This is a genomic window from Priestia sp. SIMBA_032 (assembly GCF_046535215.1).
GTDB lineage: Bacteria > Bacillota > Bacilli > Bacillales > Bacillaceae_H > Priestia > Priestia aryabhattai.
Window position 1 is genome coordinate 1 of record NZ_JAWRXD010000031.1, and the last position, 22219, is coordinate 22219.

General features: G+C 37.4%; 21 protein-coding genes, 7 tRNA genes, 1 pseudogene and 2 riboswitches. Of the genes and pseudogenes, 24 read left to right on the plus strand and 5 right to left on the minus strand.

All coding sequences use genetic code 11. From position 1 onward, the window contains the following. From SB717_RS30845 to SB717_RS30875, 7 genes are all read left to right on the plus strand, one after another. Positions 1-76, plus strand: a tRNA-His gene (locus SB717_RS30845). 28 nt (positions 77-104) lie between these two features. Continuing rightward, positions 105-179: transfer RNA gene (locus SB717_RS30850), tRNA-Gln, on the plus strand. 5 nt (positions 180-184) lie between these two features. Then, positions 185-259, plus strand: a tRNA-Gly gene (locus SB717_RS30855). Positions 260-291: 32 nt separating this feature from the next. Next, positions 292-365, plus strand: a tRNA-Cys gene (locus SB717_RS30860). A 14-nt stretch (positions 366-379) separates the two neighbouring features. Next, positions 380-468, plus strand: a tRNA-Leu gene (locus SB717_RS30865). 30 nt (positions 469-498) lie between these two features. After that, a tRNA-Leu gene (locus tag SB717_RS30870) sits at positions 499-580 on the plus strand. 72 nt (positions 581-652) lie between these two features. After that, positions 653-726 (plus strand) — tRNA-Gly (locus tag SB717_RS30875). A 114-nt stretch (positions 727-840) separates the two neighbouring features. Here SB717_RS30875 and SB717_RS30880 read toward each other — a convergent pair. Further along, positions 841-1506: a B3/B4 domain-containing protein gene (locus SB717_RS30880; RefSeq protein ID WP_410906454.1), complete on the minus strand. Its 666-nt coding sequence runs from the start codon at positions 1504-1506 to the stop codon at positions 841-843. 129 nt (positions 1507-1635) lie between these two features. Between SB717_RS30880 and queG the strand changes: the two genes are divergently transcribed. The 10 genes and pseudogenes from queG (at position 1636) to SB717_RS30930 (ending at position 11014) form a co-directional block, all read left to right on the plus strand. Then, on the plus strand, positions 1636-2772 hold the full coding sequence (gene queG, locus SB717_RS30885; RefSeq protein ID WP_410906456.1) for a tRNA epoxyqueuosine(34) reductase QueG: 1137 nt from the start codon (positions 1636-1638) through the stop codon (positions 2770-2772). A 72-nt stretch (positions 2773-2844) separates the two neighbouring features. Further along, entirely contained in the window at positions 2845-3732 is an 888-nt protein-coding gene (locus SB717_RS30890) for an amidase domain-containing protein (protein ID WP_410906458.1), read from the plus strand. 64 nt (positions 3733-3796) lie between these two features. After that, complete coding sequence (gene trmL / locus SB717_RS30895) at positions 3797-4270, plus strand: tRNA (uridine(34)/cytosine(34)/5-carboxymethylaminomethyluridine(34)-2'-O)-methyltransferase TrmL (RefSeq protein ID WP_074683943.1); 474 nt, start codon at positions 3797-3799, stop codon at positions 4268-4270. A gap of 459 nt (positions 4271-4729) precedes the next feature. Then, positions 4730-6625: a PrkA family serine protein kinase gene (locus SB717_RS30900; RefSeq protein ID WP_013055179.1), complete on the plus strand. Its 1896-nt coding sequence runs from the start codon at positions 4730-4732 to the stop codon at positions 6623-6625. 324 nt (positions 6626-6949) lie between these two features. Next, positions 6950-8128 carry a sporulation protein YhbH gene (yhbH, locus tag SB717_RS30905; RefSeq protein WP_074683946.1) on the plus strand — a complete coding sequence of 393 codons (1179 nt, stop codon included), beginning with the start codon at positions 6950-6952 and terminating at the stop codon, positions 8126-8128. Positions 8129-8228: 100 nt separating this feature from the next. Then, complete coding sequence (locus SB717_RS30910; RefSeq protein ID WP_251462892.1) at positions 8229-8396, plus strand: DUF3231 family protein; 168 nt, start codon at positions 8229-8231, stop codon at positions 8394-8396. 61 nt (positions 8397-8457) lie between these two features. Then, positions 8458-8544, plus strand: a pseudogene (locus SB717_RS30915) (hypothetical protein); the annotation flags it as partial. Positions 8545-8568: 24 nt separating this feature from the next. Beyond that, on the plus strand, positions 8569-9201 hold the full coding sequence (locus tag SB717_RS30920) for a DUF3231 family protein (protein WP_234483908.1): 633 nt from the start codon (positions 8569-8571) through the stop codon (positions 9199-9201). Positions 9202-9401: 200 nt separating this feature from the next. After that, on the plus strand, positions 9402-10298 hold the full coding sequence (locus SB717_RS30925; RefSeq protein WP_074683985.1) for a cation diffusion facilitator family transporter: 897 nt from the start codon (positions 9402-9404) through the stop codon (positions 10296-10298). Between the two features lie 260 nt (positions 10299-10558). Then, the gene (locus tag SB717_RS30930; RefSeq protein WP_410906461.1) at positions 10559-11014 is read left to right on the plus strand and encodes a VanZ family protein; all 456 of its coding nucleotides are present in this window, start codon (positions 10559-10561) and stop codon (positions 11012-11014) included. Positions 11015-11199: 185 nt separating this feature from the next. On the opposite strand, the gene SB717_RS30935 is transcribed toward SB717_RS30930, so the two are convergent. The 3 genes from SB717_RS30935 to SB717_RS30945 form a co-directional block, all read right to left on the minus strand. Further along, complete coding sequence (locus tag SB717_RS30935) at positions 11200-11388, minus strand: hypothetical protein (RefSeq protein ID WP_074683949.1); 189 nt, start codon at positions 11386-11388, stop codon at positions 11200-11202. Further along, complete coding sequence (gene thiC, locus SB717_RS30940; RefSeq protein WP_074683951.1) at positions 11366-13135, minus strand: phosphomethylpyrimidine synthase ThiC; 1770 nt, start codon at positions 13133-13135, stop codon at positions 11366-11368. The genes SB717_RS30935 and thiC overlap by 23 nt, the downstream gene beginning before the upstream one ends. 113 nt (positions 13136-13248) lie before the next feature. After that, positions 13249-13363: riboswitch (TPP riboswitch) on the minus strand. Positions 13364-13444: 81 nt separating this feature from the next. After that, a complete protein-coding gene (locus tag SB717_RS30945) occupies positions 13445-13735 on the minus strand; it encodes a hypothetical protein (protein ID WP_013055185.1) in 291 nt (96 codons plus the stop codon). Positions 13736-14193: 458 nt separating this feature from the next. Between SB717_RS30945 and SB717_RS30950 the strand changes: the two genes are divergently transcribed. From SB717_RS30950 to SB717_RS30975, 6 genes are all read left to right on the plus strand, one after another. Continuing rightward, complete coding sequence (locus SB717_RS30950) at positions 14194-15018, plus strand: undecaprenyl-diphosphate phosphatase (RefSeq protein ID WP_410906463.1); 825 nt, start codon at positions 14194-14196, stop codon at positions 15016-15018. A 273-nt stretch (positions 15019-15291) separates the two neighbouring features. Next, positions 15292-15431: riboswitch (cyclic di-AMP (ydaO/yuaA leader) on the plus strand. A 106-nt stretch (positions 15432-15537) separates the two neighbouring features. Beyond that, a complete protein-coding gene (gene gltT / locus SB717_RS30955) occupies positions 15538-16797 on the plus strand; it encodes a glutamate/proton symporter GltT (RefSeq protein ID WP_025753247.1) in 1260 nt (419 codons plus the stop codon). Between the two features lie 213 nt (positions 16798-17010). Beyond that, positions 17011-18042, plus strand: coding sequence for a sporulation integral membrane protein YtvI (ytvI, locus tag SB717_RS30960; protein ID WP_013055188.1), 1032 nt, complete (start codon positions 17011-17013; stop codon positions 18040-18042). A 160-nt stretch (positions 18043-18202) separates the two neighbouring features. Continuing rightward, positions 18203-18808: a DedA family protein gene (locus SB717_RS30965; RefSeq protein WP_045295301.1), complete on the plus strand. Its 606-nt coding sequence runs from the start codon at positions 18203-18205 to the stop codon at positions 18806-18808. 24 nt (positions 18809-18832) lie between these two features. Continuing rightward, complete coding sequence (locus SB717_RS30970) at positions 18833-19624, plus strand: EcsC family protein (protein WP_074683953.1); 792 nt, start codon at positions 18833-18835, stop codon at positions 19622-19624. A 136-nt stretch (positions 19625-19760) separates the two neighbouring features. Next, positions 19761-19895: a hypothetical protein gene (locus SB717_RS30975; RefSeq protein WP_255285408.1), complete on the plus strand. Its 135-nt coding sequence runs from the start codon at positions 19761-19763 to the stop codon at positions 19893-19895. Between the two features lie 130 nt (positions 19896-20025). On the opposite strand, the gene SB717_RS30980 is transcribed toward SB717_RS30975, so the two are convergent. Next, positions 20026-21339: an APC family permease gene (locus SB717_RS30980; protein WP_410906466.1), complete on the minus strand. Its 1314-nt coding sequence runs from the start codon at positions 21337-21339 to the stop codon at positions 20026-20028. 320 nt (positions 21340-21659) lie between these two features. On the opposite strand from SB717_RS30980, the gene SB717_RS30985 reads away from it, so the two are divergent. Next, positions 21660-22205, plus strand: a complete 546-nt coding sequence (locus tag SB717_RS30985; protein ID WP_224357741.1) for a hypothetical protein — start codon at positions 21660-21662, stop codon at positions 22203-22205. Positions 22206-22219 lie beyond the last annotated feature (14 nt).

Sequence of the window (22219 nt, forward strand, 5' to 3'; positions counted from 1 at the left end):
GCGATTGTGGCGAAGTGGTTAACGCACCGGATTGTGGTTCCGGCATTCGTGGGTTCGATTCCCATCAGTCGCCCCATTTATAAACGATATGCATATTCCAATATTGGGCTATCGCCAAGCGGTAAGGCAACGGATTTTGATTCCGTCATGCGTTGGTTCGAATCCAGCTAGCCCAGCCATATTTGCGGAAGTAGTTCAGTGGTAGAACACCACCTTGCCAAGGTGGGGGTCGCGAGTTCGAACCTCGTCTTCCGCTCCAATTTCAATAAAGTTATTTAGTCTTGAGTAAATGGCGGCATAGCCAAGTGGTAAGGCAGAGGTCTGCAAAACCTTTATCACCGGTTCAAATCCGGTTGCCGCCTCCATTTATTTACAAGCTGCCGGGGTGGTGGAATTGGCAGACACACAGGACTTAAAATCCTGCGGTAGGTGACTACCGTGCCGGTTCAAGTCCGGCCCTCGGCACCATTTATATTTTTAACTTGCCTTTTTTATTTTGCCGATGTGGCGGAATTGGCAGACGCGCACGACTCAAAATCGTGTTCCTTCGGGAGTGTCGGTTCGACCCCGACCATCGGTACTTTAGCTTTACTTGACAGGATGATTCCTGTTTTTATTTTTACTTATCGGTCGACAAATTTTGATAATATTTGCGGGTGTAGTTTAGTGGTAAAACCTCAGCCTTCCAAGCTGATGTCGTGAGTTCGATTCTCATCACCCGCTCCATACATATTGTTATCACAACGCAGTGTCTCGTTTTCAAAGCTGAGATGTTGCGTTTTTTATTTTAGCGTAAATATAGCGTCTATCTTTTCAAGATAGACGCTATATTTACGTACATCAGTTAATGACTTTATAGGTTGCTTCGCCGCCGTGAATCTGAATGAACATGTCACTTAGGGATTTAGTTAGTTTATAAGCCTGTTCTTCTGAAAGTGAAGGCTTTAAATAAATGAACTGTACAGCTTGTGTTGTCTTTTCAGTTACGTACGCTCGGTTAGAATCGACATAAGGGCTTCCGAAAGCTCCTAGGGCATCTTTTGAAATGATTTTATTTTCTAAAGAAATATTACGTTCATTTAGAGCTTCATAAGACTCTTCTTTTTTACCGATAGTAAATTCAATGGAGCCTTCTAAATTAGAGGAATCATAAATTCCAATTGGGACTTCATATTGCAATGAAAAAAAGTTGTTAATGTCCACAGCAGAATTGATAGAAGGCAAATACGTTTGTTTTCCTATTCGTCTAATTAAAGCTTCTATAGAAGGACGGTATTTACTTGGATCAGTACCAAATGTTTTGAAAAGCTTTCTCCACTCGCTAACACCTTCAAATTCTGTTACTTTCTTTGACTCAAGGTCGAAATAAATGGATTCTTGAAAAAGGCGCAGACGTCCTTTTAGCATTTGAGGAGAATCGCCAATTTCAATATTTTTATACTGAATGATTCCCATTTTAAAAGAAGGGCAAAGCTGTTTAATAGCGGGTGATAATGTAAAGTTCATTTTTTTGATCCTTTCTATTATAATTAGTATTTGTTCGTTTATAGATACCATCCTATCATTTCATTGAGTGAGAAAACAGTTCAATGCATGAATATATAGAATTTCTGAGAAAGGAGGCTATTACTCACTATGAATGCGTATCAGTTGAAGGAAGAAATTATTTCATACAGCAAAGAGATTGGAATCGATAAGATTGGGTTTGCGAGTGCTTCTATGTTTGATGAGTTAAAGAATCGACTGTTAGTACAGCAAGAGTTAGGTTATGCTTCAGGCTTTGAGGAACCTGATATTGAAAAGAGAGTAGATCCCACATTAGTTGTTCCAAAAGCTAGATCTATTATTTCAATTGCACTTGCGTATCCTTCTAAATTAAAGGATGCACCAAAGAGTACAAAGGAAGATCGCCGAGGGATCTTTTGCCGTGCTTCTTGGGGACAAGATTATCATACGGTTTTACGTGATAGGCTTCAAAAGCTTGAAGCTTTCATAAAAGAAAAAGTACCTGCAGCTATCCTTCAATCGATGGTAGACACAGGCGAGCTGTCAGACCGAGCTGTAGCAGAAAGAGCTGGTATTGGCTGGAGCGGTAAGAACTGTGCCATTATTACACCTGAATTTGGTTCCTACGTGTATTTAGGGGAAATGATTACAGATATCCCGTTTCCTCCTGATAAACCGATAGAGGACGGTTGTGGTACTTGTAATAAGTGCGTTGATGCGTGTCCTACGGGTGCGCTTGTAACAGGCGGTCAGCTGAATTCGCAGCGATGCATTGCCTTTTTAACCCAAACAAAAGGATTTTTAGCTGAAGAATTTCGAAGTAAATTAGGCAATCGTTTATATGGTTGTGATACATGTCAAACTGTGTGTCCTGAAAATAAAGGAAAAGACTTTCATTTTCACCCTGAGATGGAGCCTGACCCAGAACTTGCGAAGCCTAAATTAAAACCGCTTTTAACGATGAGTAATCGTGAGTTCAAAGAGAAATTTGGACATCTTTCAGGGTCTTGGAGAGGGAAAAAGCCAATTCAGCGTAATGCCATTATTGCACTGGCCCATTTTAAAGATCAAACCGCCGTTCCAGATTTAATTGAGTTAATTAAAAATGACGTTCGCCCTGTCATTCGAGGAACAGCGGCATGGGCGTTAGGCAAAATTGGTGATAAAGAAGCGTTAGATACACTTATGAACTTAAGAGAAAAAGAAAAGGACCAAGAAGTAATTGAAGAAATGTCAAAAGGTATAGAAATGCTTCAAGAGATCTAAACCGTATTTTTATTGATAAAGTTAGCTAATGAGTCATAGCGTATAATAAACGCTTAGAAAAGTGGTGACATTATGCTAACAAAAAGGAATGTATTATATACTTTAATTAAAGCGCGTGCGGATAGCTATGTAAAAGGTGAACTTCATGAGGACTTTAAGCCTTTCATTGAACATCAGTGTGAACTAAAGCGGTCTCTTATAAAAAAAAGAGATGTTGATGTTTTAAAATGTAATATGAAAGGTTCTATTCAATCTGCTCATAAGGATCAGGAAGAAACAAGAGTATTATATAAGGTGCACATTCAGGCATTTTTAAAACAAAACGATTTTTTCTATATAGAAGAAGAAATTGAAGATCGTTTAGCTCTTTTTTATAAAGATACGCTTATTCAAGATGAGCTGCTGGTAAAGAATTTTTCTGAAGATGAGGTTAACATGGATGTAGAAGAAATAGAGCAAGACGAAGAAAGAGCCTCTTATTATGATCGTCTTGCGGCTGTTCAGTATGCAGAAAAATATTGGGATAAACCCAATGAAAGTTATAAGCAGTTTGAGGTAAACTGTACCAATTATATCTCACAGTGTTTGCATGCAGGAAAGGCACCCATGCGTGGACATCCTAAAAAAGCAGCCGGATGGTGGATGAGAGGGAACGCCTGGAGTTACAGCTGGGCAGTTGCTCATTCCATGCACAGCTATTTAAGTAACTCCAAATCAGGACTTCGGGCTGTGCGGAAATCTTCAGCAAGCGAACTTGTCCCTGGAGACGTTATCTGCTACGATTTTGAAGGAGATGGAAGATGGAATCATACGACGATTGTTGTAGCAAAAGACGGTCACGGTATGCCTCTTGTGAATGCAAATACCTACAATAGTCGAATGAGATATTGGGCTTATGAAGATTCAACGGCTTACACGCCAAAGATTAAGTATGATTTTTTCCATATCGTTGATCGGTAAGACTTTCGTTTTAGCAAGTTAGTGGTATAATGATGAATAGATTTGTTAGCAGAGGTGAAAATTCGTGGGAGTACACGTAGTATTATTTCAACCAGAAATTCCAGCAAATACAGGAAATATTGCGCGAACATGTGCGGCAACCAATACGACGCTGCATTTAGTGCGACCGTTAGGCTTTTCAACAGATGATAAAATGTTAAAGCGAGCTGGATTGGATTACTGGGAATTTGTAAATGTGGTGTATCATGATTCATTAGAAGAAGTATTTGAAAAGTATCCTGAAGCAGGCTTTTACTTCATCACAAAATTTGGTCAGCAGCCACATACAACATTTGATTATAGTGACTTAGAGCAGGATCATTTCTTCGTATTTGGAAGAGAAACAAAAGGTCTGCCAAAGCACATTATTGAAGAGAACATGGAAAGATGTCTTCGTTTACCGATGACAGAAAATGTTCGTTCTTTAAATTTATCTAATACAGCAGCTATTTTAATCTATGAAGCGCTGCGCCAACAAAATTACGTTGGTTTATCTTAAGTAAAAAGCGAGGTTCAAATTTTATTGAACCTCGCTTTTTTATTTATGTCGACGATGATATGTAGTGGTTATTTTTTAACGCCCGGTTTATCATTGTATCCCGCTCTGAAGATGGATGCTAAAAAAGCAATTGTTACTCCTAATACTAAAAGTAAGCGCATTGATTTTCCTCCTCAATCTGATTAAAAGGATTATACAGCTACTACAGTTAAAACCGACTTCTCATATCTCATGATGTGTAATAATGACGAAATAACTCTTTTAGAGACGTAAGTTCTCTAACAAAGTTTAACCGTTCCTTCTTACTCTTTTATTATAGCTAATAAATACTTCACTGTGAATGCCTAGCAAGGACAAATTTCTGAATTTTACAATTTAAAAAGCATGTTCAAACATTTTGCTGCATAGATTGTATTAATCTTGTTCACTAGCACCATAACTAGTAGGGGAGGTCCTTTAATGGATATATTAAAGAAAGTTGAAAGATACCGCGAAGAAGAGAATCGTCTTAAGTGGGAAGGGACATTTGAAGAGTACCTAAAGCTGATTAAAGATGAGCCTTTAATTGCTCAGCCTGCACACTCTAGAGTATACAACATGATAAAGGATGCAGGAATTGAAGAGGTAAATGGTAAAAGACATTATAAATTTTTCAGTGGACAAATGTTTGGACTTGAAGATTCGCTGGAGCGCTTAGTGGAAGAATATTTTCATCCAGCTGCAAAGCGTTTAGATGTTCGTAAACGTATTTTACTTTTAATGGGTCCAGTAAGTGGCGGTAAATCGACGCTAGTGACCATGTTAAAAAGAGGGCTTGAAGCTTATTCGCTTACTGATCGAGGAGCTGTTTACGCTATTAAAGGATGCCCAATGCATGAAGATCCGCTGCATTTAATTCCACATCATTTACGTAAAGACTTCTTTGAAGAGTATGGTATCCGAATCGAAGGAAACTTATCTCCTTTAAATACAATGCGATTAGAGGAAGAGTATGGCGGAAGAATTGAAGACGTCATTATCGAACGCATTTTCTTCTCAGAGGACAAACGAACTGGAATTGGAACGTTCAGTCCTTCTGATCCGAAATCTCAAGACATTGCCGACCTAACAGGAAGCATTGACTTTTCAACAATTGCAGAGTATGGATCTGAGTCAGATCCGCGTGCTTACCGCTTTGACGGAGAGCTTAATAAAGCAAACCGGGGAATGATGGAGTTCCAGGAGATGTTAAAATGTGATGAGAAATTTTTATGGCATTTACTCTCTTTAACCCAAGAAGGAAACTTTAAAGCAGGCAGGTTTGCTTTAATTAGTGCAGATGAATTAATCGTAGCGCATACAAATGAAACGGAGTATCGCTCGTTTATTTCCAATAAGAAAAATGAAGCTTTGCATTCACGAATTATTGTCATGCCTGTTCCGTATAACTTAAAAGTGAGTGATGAGGAAAAAATTTATGACAAAATGATTCGTGAAAGCGACGTATCAGATGTTCATATTGCCCCTCATACATTACGTATTGCGTCTATCTTTACTACATTAACAAGATTAAAAGAGCCTAAAAAAGGCGATATCGATTTATTAAAGAAAATGCGCCTATACGACGGTCAATCTGTAGAAGGCTATAACGATGCAGACGTAGAAGAGTTACAAAAAGAGTATACGGATGAAGGAATGAGCGGTATTGATCCTCGTTATGTCATTAATCGCATTTCATCTACCATCATTCGAAAAGATATTAAATCAATTAATGCATTAGATGTACTGCGTTCCTTGAAAGAAGGGTTAGCACAGCATGCGTCTATTTCTGCTGAGGATCGAGAGCGTTATCTGAATTATATTTCTCTGGCGCGTAAAGAATATGATGAAATTGCTAAAAAAGAAGTGCAAAAAGCGTTCGTTTATTCATACGAAGAGTCTGCTAAAACATTAATGGATAATTATTTAGATAATGTCGAAGCATACTGCAACAAAAATAAGCTTCGTGATCCGCTAACAGGAGAAGAGTTAAATCCAGATGATAAGTTAATGCGTTCAATTGAAGAACAAATTGGTATTTCAGAAAATGCGAAAAAAGCATTCCGCGAAGAAATCTTAATTCGTATTTCCGCTTATGCACGTAAAGGAAAACGATTTGATTATAATTCCCATGAGCGCTTACGTGAAGCGATTCAGAAAAAATTGTTTGCGGATTTAAAAGACGTAGTGAAAATTACAACGTCCACTAAAACACCAGATGAGCAGCAGCTGAAGAAAGTAAATGAAGTAGTGGCTCGATTGATTGATGAGCATGGATACAATTCAGTATCTGCTAATGAACTGCTGCGCTATGTAGGAAGTTTGTTAAATCGATAACTCAGTACTAACAAGAAAACATGGCACTTCCGATCTGTGCCATGTTTTTCTTATCTCTTAAAATAAACTCTGCATAATTAGGCTAGTGTGTAGTACGCATTGCACTTAACCATCATATGATAAGTCATAAACATATACATGACAATAGACACTATAAAATGAATAGTTAATAGTGAAAGAATAAGTTAGCAAGTATACCATTCTTGCGCATAGGATAAGAGTAACCAATCTTTGAACTAAAGGTGTTTGTCAGAAACTTTCGGTATAGGTTATGCATGCCGAGTAAAAACGTGCAGGTGTTTTTTAAATAAGGAGGGGAAAAGCGTGGGAAAAGAAGTAGATAAAAGTTTTGCTGTCTCAAAAGAAGACTGGTCCCTCCATCGTAAAGGCCACGATGATCAAAAAAGACATCAAGAAAAAATTAAAGAAGCAATTAAAAATAATTTACCGGATTTAATTACAGAAGAAAATATCGTGATGTCCAATGGAAGAGAAGTTGTTAAAATTCCGATCAAATCATTGGATGAATATCGAATTCGGTACAATTATGATAAAAACAAACATGTGGGTCAAGGTGATGGAGAAAGTAAAGTTGGGGATGTAGTAGCACGTGACGGATCTGCTGGAGATGGTCAAAAAGGAGCAGGAAAAGGTCAAGGAGCAGGTGACCAGGCTGGAGAAGACTACTTTGAAGCGGAAGTGTCCCTCATGGAGCTTCAAGAGGCTTTATTTGCTCAATTAGAACTGCCTAATCTTCAGCGAAAAGAATCTGATCAAATTGTTGTGGAACACATTGAATTTAATGATATACGACGTACAGGTTTGATGGGGAATATTGATAAAAAACGGACGATGATGAGCGCGTATAAGCGAAACGCAATGACAGGAAAGCCTGCTTTTCATCCTATTTATCCGGAGGATTTAAAATTTAAAACATGGAATGAAGTTATAAAGCCAGAATCAAAAGCAGTCGTTTTAGCTATGATGGATACGAGTGGTTCGATGGGCATATGGGAAAAATATATGGCACGAAGCTTTTTCTTTTGGATGACACGCTTTTTACGTACGAAATATGAAACAGTGGAAATTGAATTTATTGCCCATCATACAGAGGCAAAAGTAGTGTCAGAAGAAGACTTCTTCTCCAAAGGAGAAAGTGGAGGAACCATCTGCTCATCAGCTTACCGAAAAGCGCTTGAATTAATTAATCAAAAGTATGATCCGAGCCGTTATAATATTTACCCGTTTCATTTTTCAGATGGTGATAACTTAACTTCAGATAACGCAAGGTGTGTAAAGTTAGTAAATGAATTAATGAAAGTGTCAAATATGTTTGGGTATGGGGAAGTGAATCAGTACAATCGACATTCCACTTTAATGTCTGCGTACAAAAACATTCAAGACGAAAGCTTTAGACACTTTATTTTAAAACAAAAATCAGACGTTTTTCATGCGATGAAAAGCTTTTTTAGAAAAGAGACCGAAGACCAAAAATATGCATAACCTAAAAGGCCTAGACTTGTTATCTAGGTCTTTTTTATGCGGTTTATTCAGCGCTTCTTTGGAGATAGTAAAAGTACGACTTTATCCAAAAGGAGAATACGTGAATGAGAATATAAAGAGTGAAATGCAAAAACATCAACAAAATCAGCGGTTGAGTGCAGCCGAGTTAGGTTACTTATGGGCGCAATATTTAGGTGATACGCTGTATGTATGTGTTCTTGGTTACTTCCTATCTGTTGTAAAAGATCCAGTGATTAAGGAACTCTAAAAAAGCACATCAGTTTTCACAAACCCATGTAGAGGAATTAACGGAATTATTCAGTTCAGAAAAAATTCCAATACCAGTAGGGTTTAGGGAACAAGATGTTAACAAAGGAGTTCCTGCTTTATTTGATGATATTTTTATGGCTATCTAGGTCAATGAAATGGCCATTGGAGGTATGAAGAAATATGCCAGGGCGCTAAGCGCAGTGAGAAGGCAAGATATTTATGACCACCTATCTCGGTGTGTAAAAGAAAGCGATACTCTTTTAGAGAATTCCAACCACTTTATTTTAAGAAAAAGCGTGCTGATGAGACCTCCGATTATTCCTTATCCGGTAAAAGTGAATTTTGTTGACGAAAAAACATTTATATCACCATTTTTCTCTCAAATGCATCCTTTAACTTCTTTAGAGGTTACGGCTATTCAAGAAATTGTTAATACAAACGTATTAGGTAAAACGCTGATGCTGGCCTTTAGTCAAGTAGCTACCACACAAAAATTACGCTCTTATTTTTTTGATGGAGTCAAGCTTGCAAGTAAGCAAATCAAGGACTTCGCCGAGTTACTGTCTGAAGCTGATTTACCAAGTCCGAGGCTGCTTGATGCATATGTAACCAACTCAACGATTTCACCGTTTTCAGATAAGCTGATGATGTATCATACTTCTACAGCAGTGACGGTCGCTATTGATAACTGCGGTGATGGTTTGTCTATGGCCTTCCGTTCGGATGTAGCAGTAGAATTTTCTCAGCTAATTGGGCGCAGAGGGAAGTACGGAAAAGATGGAATTCGAATTATGATTGAGTAAGGGTGGATGGAAGAACCTGCAATGGCAACTGATCGTAAGAAGCTGGCAGAGAAATAAGAAAGATATGTTGTGGATTATCAGTAATTTTGCTGTGCTGAAACATATATAGCTAAATGAAAATAGGTTGCTCTAGACCCACTTGAATGAACAGTGATAAGATAAAAAAGCTGATTTTTCAAGAAGTAAGTCGAGGTGTGCAAATGAACAATAGTATAAGAGAGTCCATTGCGAAAAAAGTAGCATGGATTAGCGTATGGAGCAATATTGCCCTTACGCTAGGAAAAGTAATAGTAGGATGGGTTGGAAATAGTGATGCCGTATTTGCTGATGGTATTCACTCTGCAGCGGACGTATTTGCCTCTATTATTGTCTTGTTGGTTATACGAGTAGCAAATAAGCCGGCAGATGATGATCATCCATATGGGCATGGAAAAGCAGAAGTAATTGTCTCAGGGATTGTAGGAATCATTTTATTGCTTGTATCATTTTATGTGGTATTTGAAGGAGTCGTTGGTTTATTCCATCCGGTTGAATCTCCAAATATTTTAGCCATGTGGATTGCTGTTATTTCATACATAGCAAAGGTGTTGTTGTACCGTTATTCTTTAAACGTAGCGAAGCAGCACCACAGTAAGGCAATTGAGGCAATTGCCTTTGATCATAAAGCAGATATTGTTGCTTCTATTGCGGCGGCAATTGGTGTTTTATTATCCATTATTGGTGATAAAATGGATGTTCAACTACTGTTATACGGAGATAAAATAGCAAGTATCTTTGTTGCTTATTTAATTTTTAACATTGCCAGACAAATGATGGGAGAGTCTTTTCAAATCTTAATGGAAGGCAATATTGATGAAGAGCTACTGAAAGAACTTGAAGAAAGTATTTATGAATTTGAAGATGTGAAGCGGATTGATCGCGTTCGAGCAAGAGAACATGGCCATTACATATTAGTGGATGTACGTATTTCAATTGACCACTTTAAAACAATTAAGGAAGGTCATGATTTAGGACGAGAAATCAAAGCAACACTTATGAAAAAACATGATAATATTCAGGAAGTGTTAATCCATTTAAATCCTTACTATCCCGATTAAATAAGAAGCAGCGAAGTGTTATCTCGCTGCTTCTTATTATTTATAGATGTAGAAATTAATGAAATGAGTAGAATAAAATGATGAGGATTTCTATTTATAAAGAATCAAGTTTAATAAAATTGTATGAAGGGAATTGTATTTATTTATTGATGTGATAGGATAAAAAAGCATGTAAATGCATTCACTACGAATGAAAGCAGTGGACGGGTACATATAGATAATAATAAATGGTTTTGGGAGTCAAAGAAGGTGATGTTGAAGTGAATGTAAGCATCAAATCAATCGTCAAAAAAGTCATGTTCACCCTATTTATTGCGTATACGGCAGTGGTCATTTATGCTACTCTCATACGGGAAAACGAACATGTTTACGGAAAAGCAATGAACTTGGATTTATTTAGCACGATCCGTCTGATGTGGGACAGCGGAAATATAATGCTCACTCTGACAAATATACTGGGGAATATCGTGATGTTTGCGCCGCTTGGAATGTTTATTCCTTTGTTTATGAAGTGGTTTGACGGTTTTATTCAAGTGTTTACGACGGGTTTCTTAATCAGTTTTCTGATTGAAATTTTACAGTACAAGCTAACGGAACGAGTATTTGATATTGATGATATCTTTTTGAATACGCTAGGTACATTTATAGGCTGGGTTATTATTAAAATACTATATTGGATTAAGGACATGCTAAAAGCACGTTTTAAAAAAAGATGAAATTGAGAGACGTAATGAAATCTATCCAATCTAAAAACGAACAAATGGGGTAAAAGAGCTAGCATAGATAGCTTGTTAAATTGCGGTTGCTACATGCATGAAATCTACGTTCACCCTACCAATGAAAAAATCCGAGCGAGCTGGATTCTTAATCAAGAATTCAACTCGTTCGGATTTTTCTTCAACTAAAATACTTTTGGCTCAGCCTCTGCTTCTTGTTGATAGAAACACTTAATGCAGCGTCTTACGGAAGAATGTGAGGATTCAACGATAATGTGCTGACAATTTTGCTGAACAAATAATAACTTTCTTTCAAGCTGATTAATTTGTTCTTTAAGCTGTGCTACTTCATTATTGATAGATATTTGAACCACTGTTAACAAACTCTTGAGCTTTTTCTTTCATGCCTTCTTTTCTTACTTCGTTTACATCTTTTTCATTTTCTTGAGCCATGTTACGAATATCCTGAGAAATACGCATTGAACAGAACTTAGGTCCACACATTGAACAGAAATGAGCTGTTTTAGCACCTTCAGCAGGAAGTGTTTCATCGTGATATTCCTTTGCGCGCTCTGGATCTAGTGACAGGTTAAATTGATCATTCCATCTAAATTCAAATCTTGCTTTAGACAGCGCATTATCGCGTTTTTGTGCTCCTGGATGGCCTTTTGCTAGGTCAGCGGCATGCGCAGCAATTTTATAGGTGATAACCCCTTCTCGAACGTCTTCTTTATTCGGCAGACCTAAATGTTCTTTTGGCGTTACGTAGCAAAGCATAGCTGTCCCAAACCAGCCAATCATTGCAGCACCAATACCCGATGTAATATGGTCATAGCCTGGAGCGATGTCGGTTGTAAGCGGTCCAAGAGTATAGAAGGGAGCTTCCTGGCATATTTCCATTTGTTTATCTACGTTTTCTTTGATGAGGTGCATAGGGACATGTCCAGGACCTTCAATCATAACTTGAACATCGTGTTTCCAAGCAATTTTAGTTAATTCACCAAGCGTTTCTAATTCACCGAACTGTGCCTCATCATTAGCATCTGCAATGGAACCAGGACGTAGCCCATCGCCAAGCGAAATAGAAATATCATATGCTTTACAGATTTCACAGATTTCTTCAAAGCGAGTATATAAAAAATTCTCTTCATGATGAGCTAAACACCACTGCGCCAAGATGGATCCTCCGCGTGAAACAATACCTGTCGTACGTTTCGCTGTCAGAGGAATATAGCGTAAAAGAACACCTGCGTGAATAGTAAAGTAATCAACACCTTGTTCTGCTTGTTCAATTAATGTATCGCGGTATGCTTCCCACGTTAGATCTTCTGCTACACCTTTTACTTTTTCAAGCGCTTGGTAAATAGGAACGGTTCCTACAGGAACAGGCGAGTTGCGGATAATCCATTCGCGTGTTGTGTGGATATCCTTTCCTGTTGATAAATCCATAATTGTATCGGCTCCCCAGCGCGTTGCCCATGTCATTTTTTCTACTTCATCTTCAATAGCTGAACGAATAGCTGAATTTCCGATATTAGCATTAATTTTCACATGGAATTTGCGGCCGATAATCATCGGTTCGCTTTCAGGGTGATTGATATTATTAGGGATAATCGCACGTCCTCTTGCTACTTCTTCACGCACAACTTCAGGATCCATCTGTTCACGAATAGCGATAAATTCCATTTCGGGCGTGATGACTCCTTTTTTCGCATAGTGCATTTGCGTTACATTTTGATTTTTTTTCGCGCGCAAAGGTAAACGATTAGTGATAAAGCGCTCGTACTGATCTCTTGGATCACCATCATAATAACCGTTATCCTGTGGCTGAATCGTACGGCCTTGATATGTTTCTACATCGTTTCGTTCTGCAATCCACTTTTCGCGCAGAGCTGGTAGTCCTTTTTGTAAATTAATTTCATAAGAGGGATCTGTATAAACACCGCTTGTGTCGTATACACGTACGGGACTATTTTCTTCTTCACCAAAAGACCCTGTAGTAGGAGACTGATGAATTTCACGCATAGGCACTTTAAGGTCTTTTCTGGATCCTTGGACATATACTTTGTGACTGTTTGGAAAAGGCTTTTTCATAGAAACTGATACATTTTGTTTTGACATTACATATTCCTCCGGTTTCGCATAAAGTGTAGCTATACCGAACCATAAAAAAATCGGGTTCTGTGATAGACAGAACCCGATGGAATAGGCGAAAAAAGAATAAACATATACTATTCTTTTCAAGACTACTTCCCTCCGCTGGTATAACCCAAATCAGGTTCAAAGGGTTAAAGAGTTTTATTGCACTCTTCTCTCAGTCTGAGCTATCAGACACCCCTAGTAGAAATAACATTCAAATTATTCGATTTACGGCTTAAGTTTACCATCATTCGGTAAAAAATCAACCCTTAAATAAAAAAAGCTAGACAATTAGCGTTGTCTAGCAGCATCGATTGCAATCACAATAGCTGTAATAATATGCATGATAAATCCTAAAAATGGAATCCAAGCAACCAGTGAGGTAACAATTCCTAGTATGTTTCCATAAGCAGATAACCCTCGTCTATTAGCTAAAATGAGTGTGATAGCATGAAGAATAAATCCAATAAAAAGAGGAGTATAGCTAAAGCCCATAACAATCCCCGCGCCAATTAAAGGAATTCCCAGCAAGGCTTCATACCCAGCAGTGACCCATTTCATTGTACGTACATTTCCATTCATAGTAAAAAGCCTCCTAAAAAAGATACTACTATATACGAGAAAAGAGAGAGAAAAGTTTCAAATTACTTAGGGGATATGTCGTATAAGCCAGCACTAGTTGATTAAAATGATAGATGACAGTAAAGGGAGATGGGAAAAACATAATGATTTAGTCATTTTTTCACACTAAAGAAAAATAGTCTAGATGATTCATTTTTAGCTAAAGGCCAGGAATTTATACCGAACATAGTGACTGCTTTTTAAAACAAATAAAAGCTGATATCGTGTTTTTTGGTTGTAGCACGTAAGCTTTTTATTACAAATTATTAAAGATTCTTATCTTTTTGCAAATACACATTGTATTTCATAGTTTTAACAATTATGATAAAAAAGCAAGTGTCAAAATAGGAAAATAGTTGAGCATGTAAAACGAAGCGGTAAGCTTATTAATTTGAAAGAAAGGCAAGGTACATAGCTTTATGTGGGAAATTATTGTAGCAATCATTTTAGGGATTGTAGAAGGTTTAACAGAGTTTGCTCCTGTTTCGTCAACTGGGCATATGATTATTGTGGATGACCTGTGGTTAAATTCAAAAGAATTATTTTCATCTCCAGTAGCTAATACATTTAAAATTGTTATTCAGCTAGGGTCAATCTTAGCAGTAGTTGTTATTTTTAAAGATCGTTTTATTAATTTATTAGGATTAGGAAAAAAACCAGCTGCTCCAATTGGACCGACAAATCGCTTGAATTTAATGCAGGTAATTGTTGGTTTGTTACCCGCGGGAGTGTTAGGACTTTTGTTTGATGATTACATTGATGAACATTTGTTTTCTTTAAATACGGTGCTAATTGGCTTAGTGTTCGGAGCTGTATTAATGATTCTAGCAGATTTGTTTGGACCTAAACGTCCGCGTGTAGAGACGGTGGACCAAATGTCTTATGGACAAGCACTGGGTATAGGATTGTTTCAATGTATTGCTCTTTGGCCAGGTTTTTCTCGTTCAGGCTCAACGATTTCAGGAGGGGTTCTTCTTGGAATGAGCCATAAGGCAGCCGCAGATTTTACATTTATTATGGCAGTGCCAATCATGGCAGGAGCAAGTGGACTTTCATTGGTTAAAAACTGGCAGTATTTCACATCAGATGCACTACCGTTTTTTATTGCCGGTTTTATCAGCGCCTTTATTTTTGCGCTTATATCGATTCGATTTTTCTTAAAATTAATCAATCGCATTAAATTAGTTCCGTTTGCCATTTATCGAATTGTCTTAGCGGCTATTCTATATTTTGTATTTTTATAAAATAAATACGCATGTTTTTTAGTCATTTAAAATTCTAATAAAGACTTAAAAAGCAAGAAAAAGCTATTGCAACATTGCAATAGCTTTTTTGCATAAATATATATTATTGTCTTTTGAAAGCGTTTTATAAACATGGGTATTGACAAAACGTGTCGAAAAATAGTAAATTAATATTTGTGCAGTATAAAGTTAAGTAAAAGTAAGACTTCTGTTTAGTTTTATTGACTGTAAAAAACGTATGACAACGTATAGATCGTTTTAACTTTATAAAAACTGAATAATAAGCTTAATCGTATAGAGCGGGGGAATCATTATCGGCAGTAAAGCTGCCTTGGGGTGAATCCTTACAAAAGGTAGGAAACTCTCAATTCCGAATCCGACAGTTAACCCCGTTTGCTTTATTGAGAGAAAGAGCCCAAAATAGCGTAAGTAAAAGGCTGTTCTTTCTTAAGAATAGCCTTTTTTTGTTTTTTCAGAAAAGTATATACAAATGTCATACATCTTTGGGGAGGTACATCTATGAAAAAAATTCGTTTTGGTTTGGCTACGCAGATTTTTACCGGATTAATCCTCGGTGTTCTTGTAGGGGTAATTTGGTTTAACGATCCGCGTGTAGTAACATACCTACAGCCGCTAGGAGACCTATTTTTAAGATTAATTAAGATGATTGTTATTCCAATTGTTATCTCAAGCTTAGTCGTTGGAGTTGCAGGAGCAGGGAGCGGTAAACAGGTCGGAAAGCTTGGCGTTAAAACCATTCTCTATTTTGAAATTATTACGACTTTTGCAATTATAATCGGTGTATTGGTTGCTAATATTTTTCATCCTGGGCAAGGTGTAGACATTCATTCAGCACAGAAGAGTGATATTTCACAATACGTTGAAACATCCAAACAGCAAGAAGGAAAGTCAGTGGCTGAAACGTTCTTACACATTGTTCCAACAAACTTTTTCCAGTCAATTGTTGAAGGAGATATGCTAGCAATTATCTTCTTTACAGTGTTATTTGCACTAGGAGTAGCGGCAATTGGGGAAAGAGGAAAGCCAGTTGTACAATTCTTCGATGGCGTTTCTCACGCAATGTTTCACGTGGTAAACCTAGTAATGAAGGTGGCACCAATTGGTGTATTTGCTTTAATTGGTGTAACAGTTTCGAAATTCGGCTTAGAGTCACTCCTTTCATTAGGAAAGCTTGTTATCTTAGTTTACTTAGCGTTAATTTTCTTCCTACTTGTTGTATTAGGAGGAATCGCGAAATGGGCAGGAATTAACATTTTCCACTTATTCCGCTATATGAAAGATGAACTGTTGTTAGCATACAGTACATCTAGTTCTGAGACAGTTCTTCCACGTATTATGGAAAAGCTTGAAAAGATGGGCTGTCCAAAAGCTATCGTATCGTTCGTTGTACCAATTGGTTATACATTTAACCTAGATGGTTCTGTTCTTTATCAAGCCATTGCAGCGTTATTCTTAGCGCAGGTGTATGGTATTGATTTAACGATCGTTCAACAGCTGACACTCATTCTTGTATTGATGGTTACATCTAAAGGAATGGCTGCAGTGCCAGGAACATCATTTGTTGTATTACTAGCTACTCTTGGAACAATCGGCGTTCCGGCAGAAGGATTAGCTTTCATTGCGGGAGTAGACAGAATCATGGATATGGCACGTACAGTTGTTAACTTAGTAGGAAACACACTAGCAGCAATTGTGATGTCTAAATCTGAAGGCAAATTTGACCCTAAAAAAGGTACAGAGGTTATGAGAGCCGGCTAATTTATAAATCAAAAAGCTACTTATTCTATTCAAAAAATTAGAATAAGTAGCTTTTTTCATAATAATTCCTTTATTATTATGGAAATTGACCCTATAATATGTAACATCAGGTATAAATATATCCAAATTTTATTCTTACATAAAAGCAGTCACTGGTTCCTTTCTTTATCAATAAATATAGAGATAGCTTAGCTAGTTGGGGGATAGTAGAGTATGTGGAAAAAGCGAATATGGGTCATCGCCTCGATAGTAATCGTATGTTTGTTAATCCCTTACAGTTTACCGATTGTGTTTGCTTTATTAACAGCATTAGCGCTTGAGGGTATTGTTCAAAAATTGCATCAATCTTTTAAAATGAAGAGAGTCTATGCAGTGCTTATGACCTTCATTTTATATGTTGTTTCGCTCATACTTATTGGATTTTTTATTGTTCGGACAATCGTTACGCAAGTGGTTGCTCTTTCAAAAATAGCGCCTTCATTTGTAAAAGAAATCTATGAAACCGCAATTTATCCAACTATTATTAAGTGGAAGTACTATTCGAACGCTCTTCCTACAGAAGTGATTTCTTCTATCGAGCGCACGCTTGAAAAAACCGTAAATTCATTAGATTCTCTATTAAAAAGTACTGTAGAAATCATCATTAGCTTTGCCGCTACTGTTCCTGGGTTTCTATTAGAGTTTCTTATTTATTTAGTAGCGCTTGTATTTATCAGCCTTGAGCTGCCTGCTATTAAAAATAAAATTAAGTCATTCTTAACAGAAGAAACGAAATATAAGCTACAAGTTGTCATCACTCAGCTTATCCAAGCGGGAGTTGGTTTTATCAAGGCACAAATTATCTTAAGTGTCATGACGTTTGTAATGGCTTATGTAGGGCTTTGGCTATTAGATGTTCCGTATACCGCGCTGCTTAGTTTATTAATTGTAATTGTCGATATCTTACCAATCCTTGGGACAGGCTCTGTACTCGTCCCGTGGGGGATTTTTGCTCTTACGCAAGGGCATGATTCACTTGCAATCGGCTTATTTATTCTATTTGGAGTCATTACGGTAGTAAGGCGTGTAGTAGAACCAAAAGTATTTTCTACAAATATGGGTATTTCACCTTTGGCTGCACTAGTTAGTTTGTACATTGGATTTAAACTTTTAGGTTTTGTTGGGTTATTTTTAGGACCGGCTTTAGTTATTTTATACGATGCTCTTCGTAAAGTAGGTATTATTCAAATTAACTTTAAACTATAAAAGCGCTGGATAAAACTAGCGCTTTTTTTTATTGAAACTTTTGTAGTACGTCATACGTAAAGAGGGAAAGGAAAAAACTATGTCGCGTTGGTTTTTATCTATCAATCGGCTGAATTATAGTTTTGCCGTCTTAGATTTAATGACATGAGGAGGAGAATTTTTGTTAGAGTCGGTTTTACTTTCTTTAATTGAAGCGCTAAAACAGCTCTCTTATTTTGGCGTAATTTTAGCATTAACGTTTGAGTTTGTCCCGGCAGAGCTTGTTTTACCTTTAGTAGGGTATTGGGTGTACCAAGGTGATATGAACTTGTATCTGGCTATCCTTGCAGGTACAGTAGGCGGTGTTTGTGGACCGTTGACTCTTTATGCACTGGGACGTTATGGTGGAAGACCGCTGGTTTTAAAATATGGAAAATACTTTTTGGTGAAAGAAAAAGAAATTGACGCTGCCGATCGCTTTTTTAATAAGTACGGAAGCGGGGTCGCTTTTTTTGGACGGTTTATTCCAGGAGTGCGCACGGCTATCTCTTTTCCGTGCGGGATGGCAAAAATGAACGTATGGCTGTTTTCTATTTACACATTTGTTGCGATGCTTCCAGTAACGGCTATTTACGTATATTTAGGATATAAGTTAGGACCTAAGTGGAAAGAGGTGGGGCCGATTGTGTCTCAATATATGCAGCCTATTGGAATCGGACTTGTTGTTTTAATTGCATTGTTTTTTATCATTAAATATGTGCGGAATAAACAAGTAGGACAGAGCTGATAAATCGAGGAAAAGAGTGAGGATATGTCAGAGCATGAACATTTGAGAATAGAATTACGAAAAATTGAAAAGTGGGAGAAAGACCAAAAAGGACTTTTTTTCTGGGAGCGGCTGGCTCGCTTGCCTTTTTCAGCTTTAGATAAAGTAACGCCAAAGTTCATTCATCAAAAAATAGAAAAATTATTAGATGAAATTGCTAAGTATGTTGATAATGGAGGCCAGTACTTAGCTAATACGTCTGCCACGCTAGAGAAAGCATCAGCCCAGTTACAAGAAAATAAGCAGCTTTCAATAGAGGATATTCAGCATTTATCTCTGCAGGAAATGGATGAATTGGCGGAGTATTTTATTGAAGTCCGAAAAAAGAATGCACAGCTGCAAGGAGCTACAACAGGAGTAGGTGGAATTTTTACACTGGCGATTGATATTCCTTTTGTATTGGGACTTACACTTAAGACACTGCAAGAAGTGGCTGTTTCTTATGGTTACGATCCCACTGAGCAAGAGGAACGCATTTTTATGGTCAAATGCATGCAGTTTTCATCCTCCGATATTGTAGGCAAGCGTGCGATTTTAGAAGAATTAGCAAGCGGCAATCGAACGCAGAGCTTGCAGCAGCTCCAAGGGTGGAGAGAAGTGTTTCTAACCTATAGAGACAACTTGGGATGGAAAAAGTTATTTCAAATGATTCCTATAGCAGGAATGGTATTTGGAGCGTATATTAACAAACAAGCGATTAGCGATATAGGAGAAGTTGGAATGATGCTTTACCGTAAAAGACGCATTTTAGAAAAAGTCTCACAATCTAAAAAATAAAAAGAGGTTGGTATGAGAGTATTTTAGTTGAAGAAAAATCCGAACGAGTTTGATTCTTAGTTGAGAATCAAATACGTTCGGATTTTTTCATTGGTATAGTAAATGTAGCTTTCAAGTATTTAGTTGCTTCTAGCTGTTGATTGGAGAGCAAGGCGAAGACTCCTGCGGAGAAAGCGGAACAGATGAGACCCCGCAGGAGCGAAAGCGCCGAGGAGGCTCAACGGCCGCCCGCGGAAAGCGAAGCCTTGCACGGAAATCAACAGCGGTGTAACGAGTGATTCATACTAGATCGTTTACCCTTTTGTTCGTGTTTAGAGGGGATTAATTTGCGTATGTCTCAATTACTTTTTTTTCGACATTATTTCCAGGAAAATATGTCGAGGTCTGCTAAGTCTATTTCCTTAATCAAAATGAAAAGTAGGAATGGTAATAGTATTTTTTCGTCTAGCAATCAGTAAATAAATAATACCGATTATACTCCAAACAATACCGATAAATAAGGATGTTTTTTCTAAGTTAAGCCACATAAAAAACAAAAATACACTGCCAAGTAGAGGCATAAGTACATATGAAATATATCCACCGAAGGAACGCTTGTTTTGATGAATAAAATAATGGATAAAAACTGCTATGTTCACTGAGCTGAACGCAATTAAAGCGCCAAAATTAATTAAAGAGGTAGCTTTTTCAAGAGACAGACCTAGTGAAATTAAAGAGAGACCACCAATAATTACTACGTTCCAAATAGGCGTCTTTGTTTTAGGGTGAATATAGCCAAAAATTTCTCGCGGCAGATAACCATCTTTCCCAATTGCGTAGAGAAGTCTTGATGCACTCATATGTGAGACAAGTCCAGAAGCAATAGTTGAAGTCAAGGCCGCTGCTACAAAAATAGATTGAAAAAGCTGGCCGCCAATTTTATAAGCGATTTCAGCCGATGCACCTTCTAAATCATGAAACAAAGAGGCTGAAGGGAAAAGAAGCTGAGCAAAGTAAGAAACTGTAATAAATAAGGCGCCTCCTGTGCATGCAATAATGAGAATCCCTTTAGGAATGGTTTTCTCAGGCTTAATTGTTTCTTCCGCCATGGCGGTTACGGCATCAAAGCCTAAAAAAGAAAAGCATAAAATGGCCGCCCCGTTTAATAACAGAGATACAGAGGCCGCTTCACTTATAAACGGTTTAAATGATAACTCTTCGCCTTGAGTTGTAGCACTTAAAATAATAAAGATGATAGCAACTAAAATTTGAAAAGCAACTAATAGCGTACCAAAAGAAACGGTTAAATGAACGCTAAAAATATTCATTACGGTCATGATGACAATAAAGCTGATAATCCATACGGCCTTCGGAACACCTGGAAACAGAGAGCTTAGGTAAATATTTGTCAAAAGTGCATTAATCATCGGTAGAAATAGATAATCAAGAAGAGCCGTCCATCCTACCAAAAAACCAATGCTTGGATTCATTACTTGCTGTGCGTATGTATAAGAAGAACCAGCTCCGGGAAAAGCTTTTACCATTTTTCCATAACTAATGGCTGTGAATAAAATAGCAATCAACGTGAATGCATAAGCACCTGAAACATGTCCATCTGTTGATTCAGTTACAATGCCAAATGTATCGAAAACGGCCATGGGTGCCATGTAGCCTAATCCTATCACGACGATATGCCATAATTTTAGTTGCTTAAGAAGAGAAGGTCCATGATTCATATTTGTCATCCTTTCTTTGTATAATCATTCTGCAGTATTTATTATTATACTATATTGTTAGATTTGTCATCTTTTTTTGAAAAAGAAGAGAAAATTGCGCGTTAAGAGATAAAGAGCGTTTAGTTAGTTGCTAGGTAAAGCAAAAAAATGCTTTTTTTCACTTTGATTTTTACCATTGAGTCTAGAAAGTATTTTACATAAAATGAAAGAAAGTAAAAAAGCTTCGATTAGGGTGATCTACTTGTAATAAATACGAAAACAAACTTTTGAATGCGGTTACATTTTCGTGGGTGTATAAACTTATAATGATGATAAAGGAGATGAAGGAAGTGATTGCTACACCCTATATAAACTTGGAGATAAACAAGGGACCAGGTGTGCATGTTGTATTGGATGAAACAAAAAAAGATGGTGTTTATTTTATTAAATTAACGGTCAAGTCGATTAAAAAAAGAATTCTTCCAAAAATGGCGTTAAAATGGAGCGTTCCGTTGTTAGATATTCAACTATATAAATCTATACAAACTAGTCAGGGGGATGTGAGTACCTCTTCTGTTCATTGTTTTATGAATAAGAATGGCTCTAACCGCTATACTATTGCATGTTCAGACATACTTCACCCTATTCGGTGTGCCCCCAATTGGAAGGAAATGTGTCTAGATGTGGAGATGACCCTATTTAATGAAAGCACTTGGTCTCTTCATAGCTACGAAACTGAACTGCGAGTAGATACAAGAATGATTGAAACAGAAGAGTTGTTCCAAGATCTAGCGAAATGGTATGAGAGCAAAGAGATTAATGTGGCAGCTACTTTTGAGCATGCAACGGCAATAGATGAAAAAGGAAATGTCTCGTTAGATATTTGATGGTGAGGAGAGAG

Bases quoted from the DNA above. Each gene is read 5' to 3' on its own strand.
- SB717_RS30880 (WP_410906454.1), bottom strand. From the start codon at position 1,506: ATGAACTTTACATTATCACCCGCTATTAAACAGCTTTGCCCTTCTTTT.
- queG (WP_410906456.1), top strand. From the start codon at position 1,636: ATGAATGCGTATCAGTTGAAGGAAGAAATTATTTCATACAGCAAAGAG.
- SB717_RS30890 (WP_410906458.1), top strand. From the start codon at position 2,845: ATGCTAACAAAAAGGAATGTATTATATACTTTAATTAAAGCGCGTGCG.
- SB717_RS30900 (WP_013055179.1), top strand. From the start codon at position 4,730: ATGGATATATTAAAGAAAGTTGAAAGATACCGCGAAGAAGAGAATCGT.
- SB717_RS30920 (WP_234483908.1), top strand. From the start codon at position 8,569: ATGAAGAAATATGCCAGGGCGCTAAGCGCAGTGAGAAGGCAAGATATT.
- SB717_RS30925 (WP_074683985.1), top strand. From the start codon at position 9,402: ATGAACAATAGTATAAGAGAGTCCATTGCGAAAAAAGTAGCATGGATT.
- thiC (WP_074683951.1), bottom strand. From the start codon at position 13,135: ATGTCAAAACAAAATGTATCAGTTTCTATGAAAAAGCCTTTTCCAAAC.
- SB717_RS30945 (WP_013055185.1), bottom strand. From the start codon at position 13,735: ATGAATGGAAATGTACGTACAATGAAATGGGTCACTGCTGGGTATGAA.
- SB717_RS30950 (WP_410906463.1), top strand. From the start codon at position 14,194: ATGTGGGAAATTATTGTAGCAATCATTTTAGGGATTGTAGAAGGTTTA.
- gltT (WP_025753247.1), top strand. From the start codon at position 15,538: ATGAAAAAAATTCGTTTTGGTTTGGCTACGCAGATTTTTACCGGATTA.
- ytvI (WP_013055188.1), top strand. From the start codon at position 17,011: ATGTGGAAAAAGCGAATATGGGTCATCGCCTCGATAGTAATCGTATGT.
- SB717_RS30970 (WP_074683953.1), top strand. From the start codon at position 18,833: ATGTCAGAGCATGAACATTTGAGAATAGAATTACGAAAAATTGAAAAG.
- SB717_RS30980 (WP_410906466.1), bottom strand. From the start codon at position 21,339: ATGAATCATGGACCTTCTCTTCTTAAGCAACTAAAATTATGGCATATC.
- SB717_RS30985 (WP_224357741.1), top strand. From the start codon at position 21,660: ATGAAGGAAGTGATTGCTACACCCTATATAAACTTGGAGATAAACAAG.